The 21,850-nt window shown below is 43.1% G+C and carries 25 protein-coding genes; 16 read left to right on the top strand and 9 right to left on the bottom strand.

Annotated features, from left to right (window positions below; all coding sequences use genetic code 11):
- Positions 1-40: 40 nt before the first annotated feature.
- The 8 genes from M9194_RS02820 to M9194_RS02785 are packed head-to-tail and all read left to right on the top strand — an operon-like array spanning position 41 to position 7,737.
- Positions 41-1,102 carry a glycosyltransferase family 9 protein gene (locus M9194_RS02820; RefSeq protein ID WP_250610871.1) on the top strand — a complete coding sequence of 354 codons (1,062 nt, stop codon included), beginning with the start codon at positions 41-43 and terminating at the stop codon, positions 1,100-1,102.
- Positions 1,099-1,887 carry a glycosyltransferase family 32 protein gene (locus tag M9194_RS02815; RefSeq protein ID WP_250610870.1) on the top strand — a complete coding sequence of 263 codons (789 nt, stop codon included), beginning with the start codon at positions 1,099-1,101 and terminating at the stop codon, positions 1,885-1,887. The genes M9194_RS02820 and M9194_RS02815 overlap by 4 nt, the downstream gene beginning before the upstream one ends.
- Positions 1,884-3,149, top strand: a complete 1,266-nt coding sequence (gene waaA / locus M9194_RS02810; RefSeq protein ID WP_250610869.1) for a lipid IV(A) 3-deoxy-D-manno-octulosonic acid transferase — start codon at positions 1,884-1,886, stop codon at positions 3,147-3,149. The genes M9194_RS02815 and waaA overlap by 4 nt, the downstream gene beginning before the upstream one ends.
- Before the next feature lies 1 nt (position 3,150).
- Positions 3,151-3,531 (top strand): HAD hydrolase family protein, encoded by a 381-nt coding sequence (locus M9194_RS02805; protein ID WP_250610868.1) that lies wholly within the window; start codon positions 3,151-3,153, stop codon positions 3,529-3,531.
- The gene (locus M9194_RS02800) at positions 3,522-5,108 is read left to right on the top strand and encodes a capsular biosynthesis protein (RefSeq protein ID WP_250610867.1); all 1,587 of its coding nucleotides are present in this window, start codon (positions 3,522-3,524) and stop codon (positions 5,106-5,108) included. Before M9194_RS02805 ends, M9194_RS02800 begins: the two co-directional genes overlap by 10 nt.
- A complete protein-coding gene (locus M9194_RS02795; RefSeq protein WP_250610865.1) occupies positions 5,105-5,839 on the top strand; it encodes a glycosyltransferase family 2 protein in 735 nt (244 codons plus the stop codon). Before M9194_RS02800 ends, M9194_RS02795 begins: the two co-directional genes overlap by 4 nt.
- 7 nt (positions 5,840-5,846) lie before the next feature.
- Positions 5,847-6,785 (top strand): WavE lipopolysaccharide synthesis family protein, encoded by a 939-nt coding sequence (locus M9194_RS02790; protein ID WP_250610863.1) that lies wholly within the window; start codon positions 5,847-5,849, stop codon positions 6,783-6,785.
- Position 6,786: 1 nt separating this feature from the next.
- Positions 6,787-7,737, top strand: coding sequence for a WavE lipopolysaccharide synthesis family protein (locus tag M9194_RS02785; protein WP_250610862.1), 951 nt, complete (start codon positions 6,787-6,789; stop codon positions 7,735-7,737).
- Here the strand turns inward: M9194_RS02785 and M9194_RS02780 are convergent.
- On the bottom strand, positions 7,722-8,426 hold the full coding sequence (locus M9194_RS02780; protein WP_250610861.1) for a 3-deoxy-D-manno-octulosonic acid kinase: 705 nt from the start codon (positions 8,424-8,426) through the stop codon (positions 7,722-7,724). The two genes, M9194_RS02785 and M9194_RS02780, sit on opposite strands and share 16 nt — an antisense overlap.
- A gap of 98 nt (positions 8,427-8,524) precedes the next feature.
- Here M9194_RS02780 and M9194_RS02775 point away from each other — a divergent pair, with 98 nt between their 5' ends.
- The 3 genes from M9194_RS02775 (at position 8,525) to M9194_RS02765 (ending at position 11,634) form a co-directional block, all read left to right on the top strand.
- The gene (locus M9194_RS02775; RefSeq protein ID WP_250610860.1) at positions 8,525-9,580 is read left to right on the top strand and encodes a glycosyltransferase family 9 protein; all 1,056 of its coding nucleotides are present in this window, start codon (positions 8,525-8,527) and stop codon (positions 9,578-9,580) included.
- A 65-nt stretch (positions 9,581-9,645) separates the two neighbouring features.
- Positions 9,646-10,416, top strand: a complete 771-nt coding sequence (locus M9194_RS02770; protein ID WP_250610859.1) for a glycosyltransferase family 2 protein — start codon at positions 9,646-9,648, stop codon at positions 10,414-10,416.
- Positions 10,417-10,506: 90 nt separating this feature from the next.
- Positions 10,507-11,634: a glycosyltransferase family 4 protein gene (locus M9194_RS02765; RefSeq protein WP_250610858.1), complete on the top strand. Its 1,128-nt coding sequence runs from the start codon at positions 10,507-10,509 to the stop codon at positions 11,632-11,634.
- Here M9194_RS02765 and M9194_RS02760 read toward each other — a convergent pair.
- Positions 11,594-12,637, bottom strand: coding sequence for a glycosyltransferase family 9 protein (locus tag M9194_RS02760; protein WP_250610857.1), 1,044 nt, complete (start codon positions 12,635-12,637; stop codon positions 11,594-11,596). The two genes, M9194_RS02765 and M9194_RS02760, sit on opposite strands and share 41 nt — an antisense overlap.
- A 115-nt stretch (positions 12,638-12,752) precedes the next feature.
- Here M9194_RS02760 and coaD point away from each other — a divergent pair, with 115 nt between their 5' ends.
- On the top strand, positions 12,753-13,247 hold the full coding sequence (gene coaD, locus M9194_RS02755) for a pantetheine-phosphate adenylyltransferase (RefSeq protein ID WP_250610856.1): 495 nt from the start codon (positions 12,753-12,755) through the stop codon (positions 13,245-13,247).
- A gap of 1 nt (position 13,248) precedes the next feature.
- On the opposite strand, the gene mutM is transcribed toward coaD, so the two are convergent.
- The 5 genes from mutM to radC all read right to left on the bottom strand — a co-directional run bounded on the left by mutM (position 13,249) and on the right by radC (position 16,083).
- Positions 13,249-14,058 carry a bifunctional DNA-formamidopyrimidine glycosylase/DNA-(apurinic or apyrimidinic site) lyase gene (gene mutM, locus M9194_RS02750; protein ID WP_250610855.1) on the bottom strand — a complete coding sequence of 270 codons (810 nt, stop codon included), beginning with the start codon at positions 14,056-14,058 and terminating at the stop codon, positions 13,249-13,251.
- A 55-nt stretch (positions 14,059-14,113) separates the two neighbouring features.
- Positions 14,114-14,578, bottom strand: coding sequence for a hypothetical protein (locus tag M9194_RS02745; RefSeq protein ID WP_250610854.1), 465 nt, complete (start codon positions 14,576-14,578; stop codon positions 14,114-14,116).
- A 136-nt stretch (positions 14,579-14,714) separates the two neighbouring features.
- Positions 14,715-14,882, bottom strand: coding sequence for a 50S ribosomal protein L33 (gene rpmG, locus M9194_RS02740; protein ID WP_237363291.1), 168 nt, complete (start codon positions 14,880-14,882; stop codon positions 14,715-14,717).
- 13 nt (positions 14,883-14,895) lie between these two features.
- Positions 14,896-15,132, bottom strand: a complete 237-nt coding sequence (rpmB, locus tag M9194_RS02735; protein ID WP_021704597.1) for a 50S ribosomal protein L28 — start codon at positions 15,130-15,132, stop codon at positions 14,896-14,898.
- Between the two features lie 276 nt (positions 15,133-15,408).
- Positions 15,409-16,083 (bottom strand): RadC family protein, encoded by a 675-nt coding sequence (radC, locus tag M9194_RS02730; RefSeq protein WP_250610853.1) that lies wholly within the window; start codon positions 16,081-16,083, stop codon positions 15,409-15,411.
- A 281-nt stretch (positions 16,084-16,364) separates the two neighbouring features.
- Here radC and coaBC point away from each other — a divergent pair, with 281 nt between their 5' ends.
- From coaBC to lpxM, 4 genes are all read left to right on the top strand, one after another.
- Positions 16,365-17,579, top strand: a complete 1,215-nt coding sequence (gene coaBC / locus M9194_RS02725) for a bifunctional phosphopantothenoylcysteine decarboxylase/phosphopantothenate--cysteine ligase CoaBC (RefSeq protein WP_250610852.1) — start codon at positions 16,365-16,367, stop codon at positions 17,577-17,579.
- Positions 17,580-17,710: 131 nt separating this feature from the next.
- Positions 17,711-18,301 carry a nucleoid occlusion factor SlmA gene (gene slmA, locus M9194_RS02720; protein ID WP_250610850.1) on the top strand — a complete coding sequence of 197 codons (591 nt, stop codon included), beginning with the start codon at positions 17,711-17,713 and terminating at the stop codon, positions 18,299-18,301.
- 5 nt (positions 18,302-18,306) lie between these two features.
- Complete coding sequence (gene lpxL, locus M9194_RS02715; protein WP_250610848.1) at positions 18,307-19,254, top strand: LpxL/LpxP family Kdo(2)-lipid IV(A) lauroyl/palmitoleoyl acyltransferase; 948 nt, start codon at positions 18,307-18,309, stop codon at positions 19,252-19,254.
- Positions 19,255-19,300: 46 nt separating this feature from the next.
- Positions 19,301-20,293 carry a lauroyl-Kdo(2)-lipid IV(A) myristoyltransferase gene (lpxM, locus tag M9194_RS02710; RefSeq protein WP_250610847.1) on the top strand — a complete coding sequence of 331 codons (993 nt, stop codon included), beginning with the start codon at positions 19,301-19,303 and terminating at the stop codon, positions 20,291-20,293.
- A 102-nt stretch (positions 20,294-20,395) separates the two neighbouring features.
- Here lpxM and pyrE read toward each other — a convergent pair whose 3' ends face one another.
- Both pyrE and rph read right to left on the bottom strand, forming a co-directional pair.
- Positions 20,396-21,037, bottom strand: a complete 642-nt coding sequence (pyrE, locus tag M9194_RS02705; protein ID WP_250610846.1) for an orotate phosphoribosyltransferase — start codon at positions 21,035-21,037, stop codon at positions 20,396-20,398.
- 72 nt (positions 21,038-21,109) lie between these two features.
- Entirely contained in the window at positions 21,110-21,829 is a 720-nt protein-coding gene (gene rph / locus M9194_RS02700; protein WP_250610845.1) for a ribonuclease PH, read from the bottom strand.
- Positions 21,830-21,850 lie beyond the last annotated feature (21 nt).

Here is a 21,850-nt window from a genome sequence, read left to right as displayed (position 1 = left end):
TTGGGGCGACGCAGTTTCATTAAGTTTAACGGAATAGACAATGCGCTATCTTTGGTTTGAAAAAGGTGCATATGCATCAAAAAAAGCTCGACACTATATAAACAATCAATTTCAGCCTAGCGAAATAAAAAATATTGCTATCATTAGGCATGCTGCGCTAGGTGACCAAGTCATTACAAGACCTTTCTTAATTGAAGCCAGAAAATTTTTTCCAAATGCACAAATTACCTTAGTGGGCGTGTCCAATTATCAATATGGCATGCCTTCTGATCTCGCCGATAACGCTGTCGTCATGGCCGGCCGAGAAGATTCAAAAAAAATGAGTCTCTTTGCAAAGCTTGCTGATTTTCGACAGCTTGAAGAACAAGACATTATTTTTGACCTGGCAGGAACCAATCGCTCTTACTGGATGACAGCGCTTACCAAAGCAAAACTGAAAGTTGGGTTTCCTTATAAGCGTTATTTATGTGGAACACTTTATAATCTAGCTGTATTTCGCTCGGATTTTCAACCCGAAGTTGAATGCATGTTGGATATGCTGAAAGTGTTCGGTCATTTCCCAAGTTATCCATTACAATTCGGTCTGCCAGACAACCGAGAGCTATGCGATTATAACTCTCCCTATATACTTTATTTTAATGGCGCCTCTCAGCGTAGAAAATTACTGCCTAAAGATACAATGCTTCAATTGATGAAAATGGGGGTGGAAACGCTACCTCAGTACAGGCATGTTTTTCTAGAAGGTAAATGTGACCATGAAAAAGGCGAATTTTTACAAGAATTAGTTAATGACAATAAAGTAAAGGTTCAGCCGTGCTTACCATTAAATGAGCTAACTGAGTATATTGCAAAAGCTAAATTGGTAGTGTCTCCTGATACAAGCATACGAAATATAGCAATCGCCACACACACTCCAACCGTTGGTTTTTTTTACTCTAAGGTTCCTTTTAGATATACTCCCCTTTACGAGAAACACTACGTTACCATGAATGCTGACGGCAAAGTGCCGACAAGCGATCAGATTTTACAAAGTATATTACAAGCTTTGTCAGATAAAGCTTGCCCACGTGAGCAAGTAAGTAAACGAGCACTGAACGAATGAATAATTTTCCAATCCTAATCGCGAATCGTTTGATACGACTAACGGGTAATGTCGGTAAAGTATTGTCTTACCCATTTCATTGGTTGTTCCCCAAAAAGCGCTTTACGATCCCTGCCTTTTCTCCAGCGAAAGTAAGATTACGTAACTCCCGCCGTATTCCTCGCACCATTTGGCAAACTAACTTTACAAACAGAGTATCGTTACCCGTTTATCTTAACTATCTATTAAATAGGCTCCTTACTTTAGGTTGCGACTATCGTTATGTCAGCACCGAGGCTCGGGGCGAATACCTCAAAAGCAATGCATCTCAAGAGGTTTATGAAGCTTATTCAATGTTAACCAATGGGGCAGCCCAAGCAGATTTGTGGCGCCTAGTTGTCCTCAATCAAGAGGGCGGCATCTATATGGATATTGATGCCACAGTAGTTTGGAGCCTAGACAAACTTCTTGGCAACGACCATGACTCTTTATTCATCAAAATAGACAAGAATACTCGCTTTACCAATTATTTTATCGCCTCAGCGCCAGGCAATCAGGACCTTGAAAAAGCCATCGAACAGGTTGTTTATAACGTTAACAACTACGAGCCATCAATGGGTGTTTATCACTCTACCGGGCCAACCGTGTTACATGACCTTCTTATTGACAGAGGTGACGTAAATTCACGAGATCGTAAATTTGTTTGCATCCAAGGCACATTTACAAACGAATACTTTCAGTATATTGACAAACCCCGTGGCAAATGGATACATGCCAACCCGAACGAACTCGTAAAGAAGAAATGATCATACGTTTTTTCTATACGGTCTTACTTTCATTCATAGCCCCATTTTTTCTATATGGCTTATTTCGCAAAACAGCAAATAAGCCGAATATAGGAGCTCGCTGGAAAGAGCATTTTGGAATATCACCGGCTCTTACTACGACAAAGCAACCTATTTGGATCCACGCCGTATCGGTTGGTGAGACCATTGCCGTAAGCCCATTGATAAAGACCTTGAAAAACAAGTACCCTAAAGTCCCGATTTTACTCACTACCACAACCCCTACCGGAGCTGCGCAGGCAGATAAGTTAAAAGGACTTGTAGAACATCGCTATATGCCAATTGACTTTTCTTTTGCGGTTAAAAAGTTTATTCGCTGCCACAAGCCAAGTCAGCTATTGATAGTCGAAACAGAGCTTTGGCCAAACACACTTCACACTGTCTGCAAAGCGAAAATTCCAATAACGGTCCTTAACGCGCGACTATCAGATAAATCTTACCGTGGATATAAGAAAGTCTTACCCATATTTCGTCAAGTCAGCCGAAATATCTCCAAAATCCTCTGCCAACATCAAAAAGATGCCGATAATTTTAGTCGTCTAGGAGTCCCTCAAAAAAAGCTTGCTGTCACTGGCTCAATAAAATTTGATATCAATATCTCGAAACAAATCATACAAAATGGACTGGTACTAAGAAAACGGATCGGCTCTACTCGGCCAGTCTGGATTGCAGCGAGCACTCACAAGGGAGAGGATGAAATAGTGTTATCGGCACACAAAAGGGCACTAGAGGTTTTCCCCGACGCATTACTGATACTCGTCCCTAGACACCCTGAACGCTTCCAAGCTGTAGAAAGTTTAGCTCGAGACAAATTTGAAGTTGTCAATCGTACGAGTCAGCAACCAATCACATCCTCAACAAACGTATATATCGGCAATACCATGGGAGAGATGCTTGTGTTACTAGGTGCAGCGGACATATGTTTTATGGGCGGCAGCTTAATCGGGAAAAAAGTAGGTGGACATAATTTATTAGAGCCGGCTGCGCTTGGAAAGCCGTGTATAACGGGACCAAGTTATTATAATTTCAAAGATATCACCAACTCCCTAGTTGCAGTTAACGCCTGCAGTGTTATTCATGACGATGAAGAGCTATGTAACAAAATTTGCTATCTGCTAAACAATTCCAATATCATGGCGGAAGGTAGCAAACAAGCTATAGCGGTTGTTAAGAATAGTGCAGGAGCTATCGAAGCAACAATCAATCAATTACAACTCCATTAATATGAAAAGACTAATCGTTGACCTTGACGGCACTATTACCCAAGCAAACACCTCGGATTACAAAACCGTATTGCCAAGACTAGACGTTATAGAGCAACTACGGAGCTACAAACAGCAAGGCTTTGAGATTGTTATAGCAACAGCGAGAAATATGCGTACCTATCAAGGTAATGTCGGTAAGATTAATATTCATACTCTACCTATAATCACTGAGTGGCTTGATAAACACTCGGTTCCATATGATGAAATACTCGTCGGTAAGCCTTGGTGTGGGCATGAAGGCTTTTACATTGACGACCGTGCAATTCGGCCATCAGAATTTGTTGATTTAACACTCGACGAAATTAACCGGTTAATTGATAAGGAAAAAACATGTTCCTGATCATGTCTGCAGCTTATGTTGGGCAAGAACTCGAATCAGAGTTTGGTAAACTTCCACCCAGCTTTTTGCCGCTTGGAAACCGCCGACTTTTTAAGCACCAAACATGTCTAGCACCTTCCGGCGTGCAAGTTTACCTATCCATTCCAGAGTCCTATCAAGTGAGCCCACTTGATCAAGCTTGGCTAGATGAAAACAAAATCAAAGTAATTCAAACTCCAGACGGATTAAGTCTAGGTGCTTCCTTAGTAGCAGCGATCAATTTAAGTGGACACGCTTTAAATAAACCTTTACATGTCCTTTATGGCGATACCCTATACCAACGACTACCTACTGGAGATGACATCGTCAGCGTCTCCTCAAGTAGCGACAGCTATAATTGGGCAATATTGACCAATGACAGCGATCAATGGTTGAATGACGATACGCCGATGAGAGCGACAGAGTCGAACCGAATTATCGATGGTTATTTTAAATTTAGTCAGCCTAGAGAGCTGATAAAGAGCATTACTCAAAGTGAGTGGCAATTCATTGAAGGCTTAAACAAATACAACCAAAGCATAGGGTTAACCCCAATAGAGTCTGAAGGTTGGTTAGACTTCGGCCATGTCAATACGTATTACCATTCGAAAGCTGATTTTACAACGCAAAGAGCTTTCAATGAGCTGAGTATCAACGCTAAATTCATTGAAAAGTCGAGTGTAAAAGATAAAAAAATCGCGGCGGAAGCAAACTGGTTTGAACGGTTGCCTTTCTCTCTTAGGGGCTATATCCCACAATACTTAGGCACAGAGAGCCAAGGTGGGAAGATATCGTACCGACTTGAGTACTTACATCTTACAGCTCTCAACGAATTGTATGTTTTCTCCAAGCTACCTAGCCACAGTTGGCAACAAATATTGACCAGCTGTATTGAGTTTCTCTCCGATTGCTTTAAAGAGCGGCCACAAGAAGTACAAACTGCTAATACCCTCGATATATTGTTTGGCGTAAAAACAAAGCAGCGTATAAGTGAATACTGTAAAAGCAAAGGTATTCGCTTAACAGAACAGTGGTCATTCAATGGGCATCAAGCTATCAGCCTAGAACGTATATTAAGAGATAGTGAAAATCACTTACCTAATGGTGAAAGTAAACTGAGCGTACTGCACGGTGATTTCTGTTTTAGCAATATTTTATATGATTTTAGAGCCAGCAAAATAAAAACCATAGACCCTCGTGGTATGCTCCCAGATGGCAAGCCTACCTTATATGGCGATATTCGATACGACATTGCGAAACTCAGTCATTCTATTTTAGGTCTTTATGACTGGATAATCGCCGGCTATTGCGATGTTGACGTTAATGGGCATAACATTCGCCTCACAATCGATGAAGACAATGATCATAAAGACACTCAACAAGCATTTATTGAGTTAATTGAGAAACATTTTGGATTAGAAAGCCGACACTTGTATGCCATGCAAATACAGTTGTTCCTTTCAATGTTACCACTGCACGCAGACTGCCCGGCGAGACAAGATGCCCTATTTGCAAATGCATTTAGACTGCACCGCATATTACAAAGGTTAGCACAATGATTATTATCCCTATGGCAGGCTTAAGCTCTCGCTTTTTTAAAGCTGGCTACACCCAACCAAAATACATGCTTGAAGCGCATGGTAAAACCCTATTTGAACACTCTGTGGGAAGCTTCGAGCATTACTTCAAAAGCAAGCCATTTCTATTTATTGTTAGAAAAGATTTTGATACTCCTGAGTTTGTAGCCAAGCAAGCCATGAAACTGGGTATCAGCGAGTACCACATTGCACCGCTAGAGAATGAAACTCGCGGTCAAGCGGAGACTGTTGCGCTAGGTTTAGACTACTTAGCAAATCAGGGGGTCAATCATCAAGGTGACATTACAGTCTTCAATATTGATACGTTTCGGCCCAACTTTCGCTTTCCTGACGTCGCCAAGCACGGAGCTGGATACCTAGAAGTATTTAAAGGCGGGGGCGATAACTGGTCTTTTGCTAAACCTAAGTCAAGCATGTCAACCAAGGTGATTCAAACTGCGGAGAAAAGACCAATTTCGAACTTATGTAGTACGGGCTTATACCATTTTGCTTCAGCCCAACACTACCAAGATGCGTACGCAGATTATCTAGCAAAACCAAGCAGTGAGTGGGAAAAAGGCGAGCTTTATATCGCTCCGCTGTATAACTTTCTCATCCAGCAGGGTTTAGATATTCACTACCACCTGATTGAAAATGATGACGTCATTTTTTGTGGTGTCCCAAGCGAGTACGACGATTTCTTGAAAAAGTAGAGCACAGATGAAGATCGATGATAATGACATCTCTTTTGTCATCCAGGGACCAGTTAGCTCATTCAAAGGCAGGGAGCAAGGTGAAGGAATTACACAAAAAAGTATCGCCTCAATACGCCAGTTGTTCCCTAAATCAACAATTATATTGTCAACTTGGAAAGGACAAGATACCTCCCAGTTAAATGTTGACCATACCTTGCTGTTAGATGATCCGGGTTCCAACGATGTCTTCAATGATGGTGAAAAACAGACACTGAACAACAATCGCCAGTTATTGAGTTCGCACCAAGGCTTATTGGCAGTCACCACTAAATATGCAGCAAAGGTACGCACTGATAACCTTATCGCCAGCCGCCAGTTTGTTGATCTGTACGAGCAATATAGTGCTACAAAACGCGATGGTTCATTTTGCTATTTGAACAATAGAGTCATTACTAGTAGTGCGTTTTTTATTTCATCCCATGCTGGACTACCAGTATACTTTCATAAGAGTGACTTATTCGATTTTGGAGAAACTGCCGATTTACTGAAGATTTGGCCTCAACAGCCAATTCCAGAGCTACATTTCCATAAAAAGCCAGGATACAAGTCTCGACACCCTGCTACCGAACAATTCCTATTCTTACATTGGCTTTCTCGATTAACGGATAAGGAACTGCACATCAACAGCAAATCTAATGACGATGCGGGGCTCGGAAAAGACTTTTGGCGCAAGTTTATTGCAAACAATCTCATTGTTTGCGAACCGAGTATGCTGGGGCTCGACGTTACTGAGCGTTTTTATAAACGCGGTAATATTTCCCTAGAATACGATTTAGAAGACTGGAAGTACCTTGCTGGCTTAACAGGGAAGCCACTAGATATAAAACGAATTTACCGCCAGTACCGAGAGCTAGAAAGCCGCCTACTCCGTCTTTTCTCTTCAAAATCTCACGCAGCGAAATGAAATGAAAAATAACGATATTACCTTCGTACTCCAAGGCCCTGTAGTTGAAGACGTTACTGAGCTATCCATTAAAAATATACGCAACTTATTTCCTGGTAGCTTCATTATTCTTTCTACATGGGAAAATCAGAAGGTTGACCACTTACATGTTGATGCTTTACTTGAAAATAGAGACCCTGGCCCGACAATCATGGCCTATGACAAAAAAGGGAACGCAAGGACAACCAATGTTAATCGCCAAGTATTGTCAACAGCACAAGGTTTAAAATCCGTTACAACCAAGTATGCTGTAAAAATGCGAACCGACAACTACATCACTAGTAGAGCATTTGTCGATTTTTTTACAGCCTTTCCAGAACGAAACAAACAATATTCTTTATTTAACAATCGAATTGTATCGACCAATTTTTTTGCCAAAGAGGTAGAGAAAGGGCGCAAGATCCCTTACTTTTTTTCAGACTTTTTCCATTTTGGCGAGACAGAAGATTTAGTTAACTTATGGGATATTCCACTCTTCCCTGACTATATATACAACCCTCAATATAAAGGAAAAATCCAGCACAGAAACTTTCCAAAGCGCCTAACACATGTTGAGCAAGAGTTGTGGGTTAGCTTTATAAATAAGAAAAAAAAGCTGGTTGTTACCGATGAATTAGGAAATGCAGAGAATGTTGAAGAGTCTTACAACCATTTACTAAATAACATCATCATTACTGATGGCAAGCAAATCGGCTTGCAGGTTCCAGAACGATTGCAATTAGGCTACTGTGACTTCCCTTACTACTACTACACATTTATGCGCTGGAAGTGGCTGTACGAGAAGGAATTTAAAATAGGCTCAACTACGCCATTAAGCTTTAAGCTAAAATGGTACAGTGGCTACCTAATACGATTTTTTCACAAAGGGCTGAGAAACTGGATAAAATCCAAGATATATTACGAACGTCTGTAGCCTGTTAACAAAGCCTGCCAGTCATCTTCACACCAATGCACACTGCGCTTGTTTAACTCTTTGGCAAACGAGCGCTTTAGCCTATCTAAATTACTGCGCTTCCATTGTTCAGCGTTTTGCGAATAGCATTTGTCAAAATCGATAATCCAAACTTTCTCACGATCATCAATCAGAATGTTATGGATATTAAGATCAGTGTGATTGACTTGAGCATCATGCATCTTACGAATTTCTTGGCCAATTTTATTATATGTTTCAGGTGGCAGAGCCGTTTCTTTTAAAATGGCAACCAAATCTCGAGCGTTAGGAACTTTTTCACTCAATATATCGGCACGATAACCAAGTAGACTTCTTGTTGCTCTAGCAGCTACTGGCCTAGGAACATTGACACCAGCTTTGTTCAAATGGTTAAGCAATAGAAACTCCTGATAGCTACGTGTTTTCTTCCACCCAGAAAACCAATAAGTATCTTTGATAAGTTTCCCAAACAACCCGCCACGACGATAGTGACGAAGCGCTGCTTCACCATTCGTAGTTTTTACAAACCATGTCACCCCTCTTCCCTTTGCACTTCCTATTACTTTATTCGCAGAACGCCAAAAATCAGGGTCAAAGCTAAGAACAGGGTCTTCAGCTAATAAAGATTCGTCATACCAAATCATTTGTTTCGGGGTAGAAAGTTCTTTCATCGTCTAAGAGCTACAATCATTCGCCAAAGAAAAAGGCATTTTACATCTATCCCAACAAACTTCATAATCCAAACTCAATCATAAGAATATCTGGGAAAATGGCTCTGTTTACCTCTCCTCCAAAATCGATTTGTGTTCTTCGCTTATCAGCCATCGGTGATGTCTGCAATACCGTTGCAGCGGTGCAATGTATTCAAAAGCAGTGGCCCGACACTATGATCACATGGGTTACCGGAAAGCTTGAGGCCAGATTGTTAGAAAATATAAGCGGTGTTCGAGTCATTGTTTTCGATAAAAAAGAAGGTTGGAAAGGATATACGAAGCTCTGGAAGCAGCTAGACGACGAACGGTTTGATGCACTTTTACATATGCAATATGCATTTCGAGCGAGTATCGCAGCTATCGGTATTAAAGCAAAATACAAACTAGGTTTTGACTCTGCACGTAGCCAAGACTTTCAGCATCTATTTACCAATATAAAGGTCCCCTCTCCCCAGAAAATGCATGTGCTTGACGGTTTACTTGCTTTTGCTGAAACTCTAGGCGTCAAAGATATCACGCCAAACTGGTCCATCACATATTCAAACGAAAACAAAAATTGGGCGTTAAAACATACATATAAAGCGAAGCGAAACCTTGTCGTAGTGCCTGCGGCTAGTAAAGCATATAAAAACTGGCATGCAAAAGGTTATGCAGACCTTCTCACACATGTGCACAAATTGGGCTGGAATATCGTTTTGGCTGGTAGTCCTGCTCAAATAGAGGTTAGTTTATCCAAGGAAATAGAAGACCTAATTTCTTTCCCAGTCATCAATTTAGTTGGAAAAAGCAGCCTCTCAGAAATACTAGCACTACTCGATGCAGCTGATATTCTGGTGGCACCAGACACAGGACCTGTCCACATAGCCAATGCAATGAATACACCTGTGATAGGATTATATGCCCACCACAACCCAGAGCGTACAGGGCCATATAGGTACCTTGATTATGTAGTTTCTGTATACGAAGAAGCCTTAAAAGCAGAGACAGGAAAATCGCCATCGGAAGTGAGTTGGCGAACTCGGGTAAAAGATAAGACTGCCATGAATCTAATCGAATCTAAACAAGTAATCGACATGTTCAACAAAGTAGTTGATGACTTTGATTTGAAGTAGTTTCAGGCTGCTATACAATGCATCATTAGTTTGACTCCCTCTTCACACATGCTTAAGGATACCGAGTGACTAAACCTACTTTAGCCGTCGCCATCATTGCAAAAAACGAAGCACTACACTTAAAAGCCTGTTTGGATACGGTCAAAGGCTGGGTAGATGAAATCGTTATTCTTGACTCAGGAAGTACTGACGAGACCGAAGAAATTGCGCGTAACTATACCGACAAATTTTACGTTAACGAAAATTGGCCCGGATTTGGGCCACAACGCCGTTTAGCACAAACTTACGTTCAATCTGATTATATTCTTTGGCTTGATGCCGATGAACGAGTCACGCCAGAACTCAAACAGAGTATACTATTTGCGGTAGCCAGCAACAAACTAAATACGGTCTATCAGTTTCCTCGCTTAAGTTGGGTTTTTGGCCGCTATATTCGTCATTGTGGCTGGTACCCTGATAAAGTAATTCGCCTCTACCCCACCAAGCTCACTCAGTACAATGACTCCCTTGTACATGAAAAAGTTGAAGTGTCTTCGTCAATGCAGATTGAGAGCCTAACTGGTGACGCAATCCATTACACATACAATGACGTCCATCACTACTTAGTTAAATCAGCAGGCTACGCAAAAGCCTGGGCTGAACAAGGTGAAGAACGCGGTAAATCCAGCAGTATTAGCCAAGGCATTCTTCATGCCCTAGGCTGCTTTTTAAAAATGTATGTGTTAAAGGTAGGCTTTCTAGATGGCAAGCAAGGATTTCTTCTTTCACTATTATCGGCACACTCCACGTTTGTAAAATATGCAGATCTATGGGTAAGAAATAGTGAAAAACGATAACTAGCTATAAGCTTTGAGTCAATCTATTGGCATACATGAAAAATTGGCTCTATTATGCTGTTGTTACTAATCACAAAAATGGAACTTATCGTGAGCAAACAACCATCAATATTGCATATATGCCTATCTAAGGGCGCCGGAGGTTTAGAAGCTTACCCTGCTAAGGTTGGAAAAGAGTTCTTATCGTTAGGTTATAAGGTGTACGGTCTATGCTTATCAGACTCTTGGGTCGAAGGGGCAATGGAAGAAAGTGGCCTCGAAACGTTCTCCGTCTCTAGCAAAAAGTCACTCCTTCTGACAAAAATTCCATCGCTACTAATATGGCTAAAAGAGAAGAATGTCGAAATCATTCACTGCCATAAATCAGGAGATATATTAATCGCGGCCATTCTCGATAGCCTCAAAAGTTTTAAAATATATTTCACCGAGCACATGGGAGCAAAACGCCCCAAAAAGAGCCTTTTTCATCGTTGGTCATACTCCCATGTCGACCAAGTTCTTTCTATCAGTAACGAAACCTATCAACGCAACCTCAAAGCCTTGCCAATTGTGCCGGAAAAAATAGAAAAACTTTGGCTCGGCACGTACATACCCAATCCACAAGAATTGGCATCACACAACCCAGAAAAAGTTCGTGATGAGTTAGGAATTAATAAAACCAGCTACGTTGTCGGTTGCTTAGGCAGAATATGTCAAGGTAAAGGGCAAATGGAACTACTCGAAGCTATCGCTGTTATGCGCAAGCAAAGGTCAGATGTTGAGCTTTTAATCATTGGCGGACTAACTAAAGATCTAGGTTCTGAAGAGGAATTCGTTAGTAGACTAAAAAAACGTGTCGAAGAACTTGGGCTACAAAATGTAGTACACTTCACTGGCTATCGTAAGGATGTACTAAATGTCCTATCTGCGGCAGACTCTGTTTGCTTACCCTATTACAATGAAGCCTTTGGCTTGACTGCCATTGAAGCCATGTCCGCACAAAAGCCTATCGTTGCAGCAAATACTGGAGCTCTGCCCGAGGTTCTTTCAGATGCAGCGCTTCTTTGTAACCCACTGGAGCCCAAAGAGATTGCAGATTCAATTGCTAAGTTTTATGAAAGACCGGCGTTAGCTAAAACTGTCTCTAGTAAGGCCTACCAACGTGCTGAGAAAAAGTTCTCACTAAAAGAGCATATTGCTAAGTTGGAAATCCATTACTGCCGAAGTTATAGTCATTAATAGTTTTAATGGCCAACGATAAATCCACTCGCGACATATCTTCCTGGCTTTGCTTATCTTCCGCTTTAGGAGGACAAAAAGCAATATGTCGACCCTCAGAGTTAATCGGCTTCCATCTAAGAGGGGTTGCAGAGCGTTTAGAAGGGAAGAAACCAACAGTAGGAACATCCGCTGCGGCTGCGATATGGAGCGGCCCAGTGGAGCCTGCAATAAACAGGTTGGCGCAAGCAATGGATGTGGCAAAATCTACTAAGCCATCATTTTTACTGTATACCTTGGCTTTCTTGCCAGATTCAGCCAGCAATGCTCTCAGTTCCACCGCCTTTTCTTCTTCGCCAGGACCGGCCGTCAATACCACTTCGTGCTCCCCTTCGAGCCCCGAAATCAGCTGGCAATATTGGTGCAAAGATAAATTATTAGCTGATCCTCCGCTACCCGCATGAACAAAGCACCAAGGTTTAAGCTCATTCAGGCCTAAATTGGCAGCAAGCTTACTTCTTTGTGCTTGCAATTGTTGAGAAGAAAACGACAAATACGGCGCATGAGGTTCGATTGTAACTTGGCCGATATCGGTCAAGAATGAACGAACCAAATCAAGGTTATATTCAAACTCGGGCTTTGCAGACTGAGAGCGCTTTTGCTTAACTCTTTTATTGTAAAAAATCTGCGCGATTTTCGTTGCAGGGGCAAGGCGATAGGGAATGTTCGCTTTCCAAACCAATTTGGCATTATAAGTGGTCGAGAATAAGTTGATTGACGCATCAAACTGTTTGGACTTTAGTTGTTCAACTAGTGCTTTTTGTGCTTTTTTTTCCGATTCTTTCCCGCAGTCCACTATGACTTCATCTATCCAAGGACATAGCTTAGCTAAATCAGCGGTGTAATTAGGCACGAGAGCTGTGACTTGCCAATCAGGTAAAGACTGCTTGAGCATGGCGAAGCTTGGCCACGCCAGCATAAAGTCGCCAATTTTATCGTTCCGGATTACCAATAACTTTTTCACTTTGCCTACCTAAACACGCTTGGTGGAGAATATGCGCTAATCATACCCAGTTAGATAGGTAAATTCGAAGCTTTTTGATACTATTGAAGGAGATAACCTTATCGAGTACTAGAATGTGAGCAAAAAAAGAATCTCCAGGGTGATTTATCCAGGCACATTTGACCCACTTACCAATGGGCACCTAGATCTGATTGAGCGTAGCGCGGAAATGTTCGATGAGGTAATCATCGCTGTCGCGGCAAGTCCCAGCAAAAACACCATGTTCACGCTTGAAGAGCGGGTCAAGTTTGCCCAACGAGTGACTGATCACCTAGACAACGTCTCGTCAAAAGGCTTCTCAGGTCTATTGGTTGACTTTGCGCGAGATGAAAAAGCCAATGTCCTCATTCGCGGCCTACGTACTACGGTCGACTTTGAGTATGAGTTTGGCTTAACCAATATGTATCGCAGGTTGATGCCAGGATTAGAAAGTGTATTCCTCACGCCTGCCGAAGAGCATGCTTTCCTTTCCTCCACCATTGTACGCGAAGTCGCCATCCACGGCGGCGATGTGGATGGTTTTGTGCCGGAAGTGATCGCCACCGCCCTAAAAGAGAAAGCAAAAGTCTAGGCTAAATTTGGCAATTGGAGCAGAAGAAGGTATTTCTTTGGCCAATTTTCTGCTCTTGTATTATCTCGCCACATTGAGGGCACGGTTGCTTGGCCTTGCCATATATTTTCAATTCTTGAGCGAAATACCCTGGCTTTCCATCGGCTTGAGCAAAGTCCTTCAGCGTCGTGCCACCTTGCTCAATCGCGGTCTTCAGTACTTGCTTTATCTCCGAGACCAAGCGAACCCATTCGGTGTAGTTCAGTTTTCCTGCCGGACGAAGAGGTGATATACCGGCTGAAAAGAGGGACTCGTTGGCATAGATATTCCCAACACCAACCACAATTTTGTTATCCATAATAAATTGTTTAATCGCTACGCGCTTTCCTATCGCTTTCTGCAACATATAGTCTGGGTTGAATACGCCTGTGAGAGGCTCTGGACCTATATTCGCCAGCAACTCGTGCTCATCCCCTTTCTCACACCATAGCCATGCTCCAAAGCGCCTAGGATCGTTATAGCGCAGTACCTTACCATTATCGAGCAGCACATCAACATGATCGTGTTTCGCCACTGGGTGGTTAGAGTCAAGTACTCTCAATGAGCCAGACATGCCTAAATGAACCATCGCACTTCCGATGTCCGTTTCTATCAGCAGATATTTAGCTCGGCGTGATACGCCAATGATTTTCTGTCCTTGTAGCCGTTTCAGCTCGTCTGGAATATCCCAGCGAAGTTTAGGCGTACGAAAAGTAATAGATTGAATAACATAGCCAACAAGATAGGGCGTGATGCCCATCCGGCTAACTTCCACTTCAGGTAATTCAGGCATAATGAAATGAATATCTACAGCTTGATGAAAGAGGAACAGTATATAGCCTAGGCCATTATAGTAATAGGTAACTAGGATTAACGGTTATCGCTATCCACCGGTTTTGCCAATTCTTCAATAGCAAAAACTGCGAGGTTTTGTAAAACGTGATCCTTTGCGGCTCTTCCTGATCCACATACCAGACTTCAATACTCTCTGGAGAGCCTAATTTAGGTTGCAAGGTAGTAAAGGTTTGCTCATCAACATCCGTTCCCAACAGTCCCTTCCAGCGTGCTAATAGCTCACCTTCGCTAATGGAAGCTTTAGGGCTTAACAACCACTGATCTTGGTTCTTTTCTAATGTCCAACTGATGTACTGGATAGACTGCAGCGTTTTATTTGGATTAAGCAAATAACTTTGATTCGGCTGCTCATCGTCAATCAAGTAGCTTTTGATGATAGTGGGTAAATTCAACAATAGAATAAACGCAATGATGGAAAAGATTAAGATGTTGTTCCAGCGGCGACGATTATATTTCATAGCGGTTATCCGTAACCATAGCATTTAGCAAAGCATCTAATCGTTGAGGTTAGCACATTCGCTACGAATTTTAGGCAATAAAAAACCCAACTTTAGAAGTTGGGTTTTCACATTATTGAACAGAAGCGAATCAGAATTACTTGATTTTTGCTTCTTTGTACATAACGTGCTTACGTACAACTGGATCGTATTTCTTGATCTCGAACTTGCCTGGCATGTTGCGCTTGTTCTTGTCAGTTGTGTAGAAGTGACCAGTACCAGCAGAAGATACTAGACGGATTTTCTCACGAATGCCTTTAGCCATTGCTTAATTCCTCTTAAACGTTTTCGCCGCGTGCACGGATATCAGCAAGAACAGCATCGATGCCTTTCTTGTCGATGATACGCATGCCTTTAGCAGTTAGACGTAGTTTAACAAAACGTTTTTCGCTCTCTACCCAGAAACGATGAGTTTGTAGGTTCGGCAGAAAACGACGCTTAGTAGCATTTCGTGCGTGTGAACGGTTGTTACCCGTTACTGGACGCTTACCAGTTACTTGGCATACTCGGGACATGAATGTCTTCTCCAAATCGTTTCAGCTCGATATCAACCTTGGTGGCCGAACCTCCCTCTCATAATAAAAAGAAGCTTGAGGTTAAAAACCGTTATGGAAAGTCCATACAAGGCTATCAAAGGTCGCGCATTATACTAACTTGACATGCATTGCTCAAGACCCGAACAGATCCTTTTTACAGGTTTTCGTGATCTTTTTTAAGCAGAGCTGATTTAGGTTCAAATTTTGTCGGCCGATAATATCAGATTTTGCTCAACTAACAAGATAAAATGTGCGTTAAATCAATCCACGCTCAGCAAAAGAAACCACATCAGGGTCCCCAACCACAAAATGGTCAAGTACTCGAATCTCGACCAAGCTAAGCGCATCAATGAGTCGTCGGGTAATTCGTTTATCCGCATCACTAGGCTCAGCAATACCTGAAGGGTGATTATGAGCAAAGATCACCGCCGCGGCATTTTGCTCTAGCGATCGTTTTACCACTTCTCTTGGGTAAATTGCCGCACTGTCCAACGTGCCTTGAAATAAAACTTCATCACTAATCACACGATGTTGATTGTCTAAGAACAAAACGTGAAACGACTCACGAGAGTTTTTTCTCAATAGTACAGATAGGTACTGCTTCGTCTGCTCCGGACTGGTTAAAGCATTCCCTTTTTGCATAGATTCTGCCAGATATCGTTTTGACATTTCCAAAATGGCGAGCACCTGTACATACTTAGCCTGACCCAAACCATGATGAGCGCAAAATTCTTGCTCGCTCGCTGACAATAAGGCGGCGAGGGAGCCAAACTCACGCAGTAAGTGATCGGACAGTTCCAATACATTCATCGCACCTGTCCCTGTTCGAAGAAAAATAGCCAAAAGCTCTGCATCACTCAGCGAATGCGCCCCTTGATTCAAAAGCTTTTCTCTTGGCAAACTGCCCTTTGGAAGACGTTTCAAGCTCATATTTTCCCTAATTTATACCTCATCCAATTCATAGCGAAATTCTTGATTGACTTGATTCGGCATATAATAAGTGCCTAAAAATCTACTGACTTACGAGAAATGCATATTCACGAACAGCTAGACTAAAAAGAGTAAAAGCCTTGTCGATAACAAATGGTAATCTGTGCGGATCTTAGCGTAAAAGCTAAGTAACATTTCAGCAGCAAAACACCTGAAGACCCTAGGCAGCACAAGGCGTATCTGCTATCTTAGCGAGCATAAGATTGAAGGATAAAATGAACATGCAAACATTAGCAGGAAAGAAAATCCTCTTAGGTATCAGTGGCGGTATCGCAGCTTATAAATGCGCAGATCTGACTCGCCGCTTAATGGAACGAGGCGCAAAAGTACAAGTGGTGATGACCGAAGCGGCAAAAGAGTTCATCACACCACTGACCATGCAAGCTGTATCTGGTCGTCCCGTCTCTGATAGCCTATTAGACCCTGCTGCTGAAGCGTCAATGGGGCATATAGAGCTCGCTAAATGGGCTGATCTAGTGTTGCTCGCTCCTGCTACCGCTGATCTAATAGCTCGTATTGCCGCAGGGATGGGAAATGACCTATTAACCACGCTCGTTCTGGCGACTGATTCACCCATCGCGCTTTCTCCTGCCATGAACCAACAAATGTACAAAAACATCGCTACTCAAGAAAATGTCGATACCTTGGCTCGGCGAGGTATGCTGATTTGGGGGCCTGCGTCCGGTGAGCAAGCGTGTGGAGACATAGGTCCAGGCCGCATGCTTGAACCAATGCAGCTTGTCGAACAGTGCGAGGCATATTTCCAGCCAAAACCATTGTCAGGCAAATCCGTGCTTATCACCGCAGGCCCAACCCGTGAAGCCATCGATCCGGTACGTTATATCTCAAATCATAGTTCGGGAAAGATGGGCTTCGCCTTAGCAGAAGCCGCGGCTCAACTTGGTGCGTCGGTCACCTTAATTAGTGGCCCAGTGAATTTGCAATCCCCTCACTCAGTTCAACGAGTGGAAGTCAGCAGTGCCCAAGAAATGCATACTCAGGTAATGAATGTTGCCGATAAGCATGATGTCTTTATTGGCTGCGCGGCGGTTGCTGATTATCGTCCCGTTTCTATCGCAGAAAATAAAATCAAAAAAACCGACGATAACGATGACATCTCCATCGCCATGACAAAAAACCCAGACATCATTGCCTCTGTCGCCGCTTTAACGGCTAACAGGCCATTTACCGTGGGCTTTGCCGCTGAAACTCAAGATGTCGCGAAATACGCAAAAAATAAATTAGCAAAGAAAAACCTAGATATGATTTGTGCAAACGATGTTTCCATCGAAGGTCAGGGCTTTAACAGCAATGATAATGCCATCACCTTGTATTGGAAAAATGGAGAAAAGTGCTTGCCTTTAAGCTCCAAAAAAGTACTGGCTCATTCCATCATGCTTAACGTCCACGAAAGGTTAAGCGTCTCAAATAGCTAGCGATCGACTTTGCATCTACGTCTAGCATTAACAATTCAGTGCTACCGAACTATCCAAACAGGGATTAAGCTTTAGCTAGCACTACGTTCACACAAGTATTTCAACAGATTGGGGTTATAAAAGGTACATTAATGGTTGGGACCAGAAAGTCGAATCGTCGCGAAGAAATTCTTCAAGCGTTAGCGGAGATGCTCGAATCAAACGAGGGCGCATCTCGCATAACAACAGCAAAGCTTGCCAAGCAAGTCGGAGTATCTGAGGCCGCACTGTATCGCCACTTCCCCAGCAAAGCGCGCATGTTCGAAGGCCTGATCGAATTTATCGAAGAATCTCTCATGTCACGTATCAACTTGATTTTAGATGAAGAAAAAGACACCTTAAATCGACTGCAACTGGTTCTTCAACTCATCTTGGCTTTTTCAGAACGTAACCCTGGCCTTACACGCATTTTATCCGGACACGCTTTGATGTTTGAAAATGAGCGATTACGCGATAGAATTAACCAACTCTATGAGCGTATAGAAACTTCTCTGCGACAAATCCTACGTGAGCGGAAGATTAGAGAAGGCAAAGCATTTCCTGTCGATGAATCTATCTTAGCGGCCCAATTGCTTGGCCAAGTTGAGGGCAGTTTGAATCGCTTTGTTCGCTCTGATTTTAAGTATCAACCAACTGAAAATTTTAAAGAATATTGGGCTCTCCTTAGCGCTCAAATACTGTAATTATTATGAATGACAATTACGTGGGAAAACCTGCCTTTTCCCTTTCTCTGCTGCATCCTAAATATTGGGGTGTGTGGTTTGGATTTGGGTTGTTGGCCGCGTTAGTCAATATTCTGCCCTACTCTATGTTACTTCGTTTAGGTCGCTCAATTGGCGGTCTGGTGAATATCCTCGGCAAAAAAAGAGTGGCGATCGCTAAAAGAAATGTCGAACTTTCCTTTCCCGAGAAAACCGCTGGAGAAGTGGATCAATTTGTCCAAGAGAATCTCAAAAATACTGGCATGGCGCTCATTGAGACAGGCATCGCTTGGTTTTGGCCCACTTGGCGCTTCAAGCGGCGCGTTATTGAGAAAGACACCGCTGAGCTGCGCCGCTTAAGAAGCGAAAACAAAGGGATACTCTTTTGCGCCGTTCATGCCTTAAACCTCGAGATCACCGCTCGCTCTTTGGCTGTATTGGGCATGCCAGGCTATGGTGCATATCGCCCACATAGCAACCCAGCCTATGAGTTTATCCAGTATCGCGGTCGGTCAAGAAATAACAATAAGCTGATTTATCGCACCGATATGAAGAGAATGATTAAGGTGTTAAAGCAAGGTGAACTGTTCTTTTATCTGCCTGATCAGGACTATGGACACCATAGGTCGGTGTTTGTACCATTTTTTTCGGTTGACGAAACCTGTACCACAACCGGAACAAGCATTCTTGCGTACACAAGCAAATGTACCATTGTGCCCGGATCAGGTTTTCGAAATAGTGAAGGCAAATACGAACTCATTGCCAACAAGAATATCGAGCCCGATTACCCGAAAAAAGACCCAACAGCGGCAGCAGCCTACATGAACAAATTTGTTGAAGAGATTATACTCCGCGCACCCGAGCAGTGGCTTTGGTTACATAAGCGATATAAGTCGCTACCAGATAAGTCGAAAACAAACTCTCGCTATCTGTAACGGTCACCGACCATCTATAAGAATTTATCAATAGGTATTGCTGCTAATGAGCACGGATAAAAACAGTGTAGACAAACACTTACACAACCCTACTTTCCAGTGGAGCTTTTTACATCCTAAATATTGGGGGACTTGGGTTGGAATATTTTTTGCCGCACTTTTGGCCTTTATGCCCGCTAGGTTGCGTGACGCCATGGCAGGGCAACTATCTAAACTGATCCTGAAAAAAAATGGCCGAGTGGTAAGACGTGCCAGAACCAATCTAAAGTATTGCTTTCCTGACAAAACCAAACAAGAGCGTCAAGAAATTTTAGAAAAGACGTTCGTCAAAGCGGCTCAATACATGCTGGGCTACTCTGAGTTTTTAGTGCGTTCAACAAAACACAACCAACAACGTGGGGTGATGATAGGCGAAGAAAACTTGCTGCCGCTACTCGACGCAGGTGAAAATGTGATCATTTTAGCACCCCATGCTTGGGCGGTTGACTACCCCGCCGTGATGCTAGCGGCTAAAGGATATAAAGTCACCACCATCATGAAACCGCAGCGTGACCCAATTGGAGACTGGCTGATGCAGGTGCAGCGAATGCAATATGGTGGGCGTATCTTTGCTCGGGACGCTGGCGTCAAACCTTTTGTCCGCTCGATTAAAGATGGTTATATTGGTTATTGGCTTCCAGACGAAGACTTTGGCCCACAAAATTCCGTGTTCGTGCCATTCTTTGGTACTGAAAAAGCCACCCTTAAAGGCTTTGGTAAAATGGCTAGGCTGTCAAAGGCGAAAGTCGTGCCAGTACTGCCCACCTATAATGACAAAACCAGCAAATACGAAGTACATATATTACCGGCTCTAGAAGGCTTTCCTACTGGTGATGAAGAGCTCGATGCCAGGGCTATGAACGATGCGATTGAGCGATTGGTTACTCCCCATCCAGAAAACTACATGTGGAACTTAGCGTTACTCAAAACGCGGCGTGATGGTCGTGAAATCTATGACAACTCTCACCGCGGTGACCAATTAGACGACGAAGACGTTTAATATCAACGGTTCAAACGTAACACTCCCTCAATTTAGCTTTATTCAATTGAGGAAGTGTTGGGCGTTTTCTTAACCTGACTTAACCTGACTTAACTTGAATGGCTACACACCGTATTGCTGACGGTACGCTTTTACCGCTTCAAGCTGCTGCTGGTTATCCCCTTGCTCTTCCAAATACGTAATCAAATCACCTAAGCTAACAATGGAAACCACGGGGCAACTAAAGTCTCGTTCGACTTCCTGAATGGCAGACAACTCACCTTTGCCTTTCTCTTGACGATCAATAGCAACTAACACGCCAGCTAAACCCGCATTGCAAGCTTTGATAATTTCCATCGACTCACGGATCGCCGTACCCGCGGTGATCACATCATCAACCAACATGATACGACCTTCAAGCGGGCTCCCAACCAAGTTGCCACCTTCTCCATGATCTTTCGCTTCTTTACGATTAAAACAGTACGGTGTATCAATATTATGCTGATCCGCTAGTGCGACGGCTGTTGTGGTAGCAATAGGTATCCCCTTATATGCTGGACCAAATAACACATCGTACTTAATACCAGATTCCATGAGTGCCGCTGCGTAGAAGCGCCCAAGACGAGCAAGATCTTTACCGGTATTAAACAATCCAGCATTGAAGAAGTAAGGGCTCTTACGGCCAGACTTTAAAGTAAACTCACCAAACTTTAAAACTTCTTTTTCAAGTGCAAACTCAATAAATTCACGTTGATATGCTTTCATGTTCCTCTCTCTATACTCGCTCTACTCGCCAAATAAAAAAATAGCCCCGAATATCGGAGCTATCTAACCAATTTACTTGCTGGCCCTTGCCAGCTTTTGCGCTTCAACAATATTCGCAATGCCGACCTTGGCCGATTCTAATAACGACAGCAGCTCTTCCTGACTAAAAGGTTCGCCTTCTGCTGTGCCTTGAATTTCGATCATCTTGCCATCTTCTGTCATGACAACATTCATGTCCGTATCAGCAGAAGAGTCTTCCACGTATTCTAAATCACATAAAATATCCGCACCAAGGATACCTACCGATACCGCGGCAACATGACTCTTCATTGGGTTGTTCTTTAACTTACCTTTGTCTACAAGGTAATCGAATGCATCTGCCATTGCCACGCTGGCGCCTGAAATAGCCGCTGTACGAGTACCGCCATCGGCTTGAATGACGTCACAATCAACTGTGATCATTATTTCACCCATCGCCTGCAAATCCACCACGGCGCGTAGGCTTCTGGCGATCAAACGTTGAATTTCCATCGTGCGGCCACCTTGTTTACCACTTGCCGCTTCACGACGAGTGCGTGAGTGAGTCGCGCGAGGCAACATGCCATACTCTGCGGTCACCCAACCTTTACCCTGACCTTTTAACCAACGAGGGACATTTTCTTCCACCGTGGCGTTGCATAGAACCTTAGTATTACCAAACTCAACCAATACCGAGCCTTCAGCATAGGCTGTGTAATTGCGAGTAATCTTAATAGGGCGAACCTGGTCCGCAGCGCGATCATTTGGGCGCATAGAGACTTTCCTTATGCTTTT

This window comes from Vibrio sinus (genome assembly GCF_023634645.1).
GTDB lineage: Bacteria > Pseudomonadota > Gammaproteobacteria > Enterobacterales > Vibrionaceae > Vibrio > Vibrio sinus.
Note: the sequence above shows the minus strand (reverse complement) of the source record. Positions and strands in the feature narration are given on the sequence as shown.

Excerpts from the sequence above, each read along its gene's own strand:
- M9194_RS02820 (WP_250610871.1), top strand. The coding sequence starts at position 41 with ATGCGCTATCTTTGGTTTGAAAAAGGTGCATATGCATCAAAAAAAGCT.
- M9194_RS02815 (WP_250610870.1), top strand. The coding sequence starts at position 1,099 with ATGAATAATTTTCCAATCCTAATCGCGAATCGTTTGATACGACTAACG.
- waaA (WP_250610869.1), top strand. The coding sequence starts at position 1,884 with ATGATCATACGTTTTTTCTATACGGTCTTACTTTCATTCATAGCCCCA.
- M9194_RS02805 (WP_250610868.1), top strand. The coding sequence starts at position 3,151 with ATGAAAAGACTAATCGTTGACCTTGACGGCACTATTACCCAAGCAAAC.
- M9194_RS02800 (WP_250610867.1), top strand. The coding sequence starts at position 3,522 with ATGTTCCTGATCATGTCTGCAGCTTATGTTGGGCAAGAACTCGAATCA.
- M9194_RS02795 (WP_250610865.1), top strand. The coding sequence starts at position 5,105 with ATGATTATTATCCCTATGGCAGGCTTAAGCTCTCGCTTTTTTAAAGCT.
- M9194_RS02790 (WP_250610863.1), top strand. The coding sequence starts at position 5,847 with ATGAAGATCGATGATAATGACATCTCTTTTGTCATCCAGGGACCAGTT.
- M9194_RS02785 (WP_250610862.1), top strand. The coding sequence starts at position 6,787 with ATGAAAAATAACGATATTACCTTCGTACTCCAAGGCCCTGTAGTTGAA.
- M9194_RS02780 (WP_250610861.1), bottom strand. The coding sequence starts at position 8,426 with ATGAAAGAACTTTCTACCCCGAAACAAATGATTTGGTATGACGAATCT.
- M9194_RS02775 (WP_250610860.1), top strand. The coding sequence starts at position 8,525 with ATGGCTCTGTTTACCTCTCCTCCAAAATCGATTTGTGTTCTTCGCTTA.
- mutM (WP_250610855.1), bottom strand. The coding sequence starts at position 14,058 with ATGCCTGAATTACCTGAAGTGGAAGTTAGCCGGATGGGCATCACGCCC.
- M9194_RS02745 (WP_250610854.1), bottom strand. The coding sequence starts at position 14,578 with ATGAAATATAATCGTCGCCGCTGGAACAACATCTTAATCTTTTCCATC.
- rpmG (WP_237363291.1), bottom strand. The coding sequence starts at position 14,882 with ATGGCTAAAGGCATTCGTGAGAAAATCCGTCTAGTATCTTCTGCTGGT.
- rpmB (WP_021704597.1), bottom strand. The coding sequence starts at position 15,132 with ATGTCCCGAGTATGCCAAGTAACTGGTAAGCGTCCAGTAACGGGTAAC.
- radC (WP_250610853.1), bottom strand. The coding sequence starts at position 16,083 with ATGAGCTTGAAACGTCTTCCAAAGGGCAGTTTGCCAAGAGAAAAGCTT.
- coaBC (WP_250610852.1), top strand. The coding sequence starts at position 16,365 with ATGCAAACATTAGCAGGAAAGAAAATCCTCTTAGGTATCAGTGGCGGT.
- slmA (WP_250610850.1), top strand. The coding sequence starts at position 17,711 with ATGGTTGGGACCAGAAAGTCGAATCGTCGCGAAGAAATTCTTCAAGCG.
- lpxL (WP_250610848.1), top strand. The coding sequence starts at position 18,307 with ATGAATGACAATTACGTGGGAAAACCTGCCTTTTCCCTTTCTCTGCTG.
- lpxM (WP_250610847.1), top strand. The coding sequence starts at position 19,301 with ATGAGCACGGATAAAAACAGTGTAGACAAACACTTACACAACCCTACT.
- pyrE (WP_250610846.1), bottom strand. The coding sequence starts at position 21,037 with ATGAAAGCATATCAACGTGAATTTATTGAGTTTGCACTTGAAAAAGAA.
- rph (WP_250610845.1), bottom strand. The coding sequence starts at position 21,829 with ATGCGCCCAAATGATCGCGCTGCGGACCAGGTTCGCCCTATTAAGATT.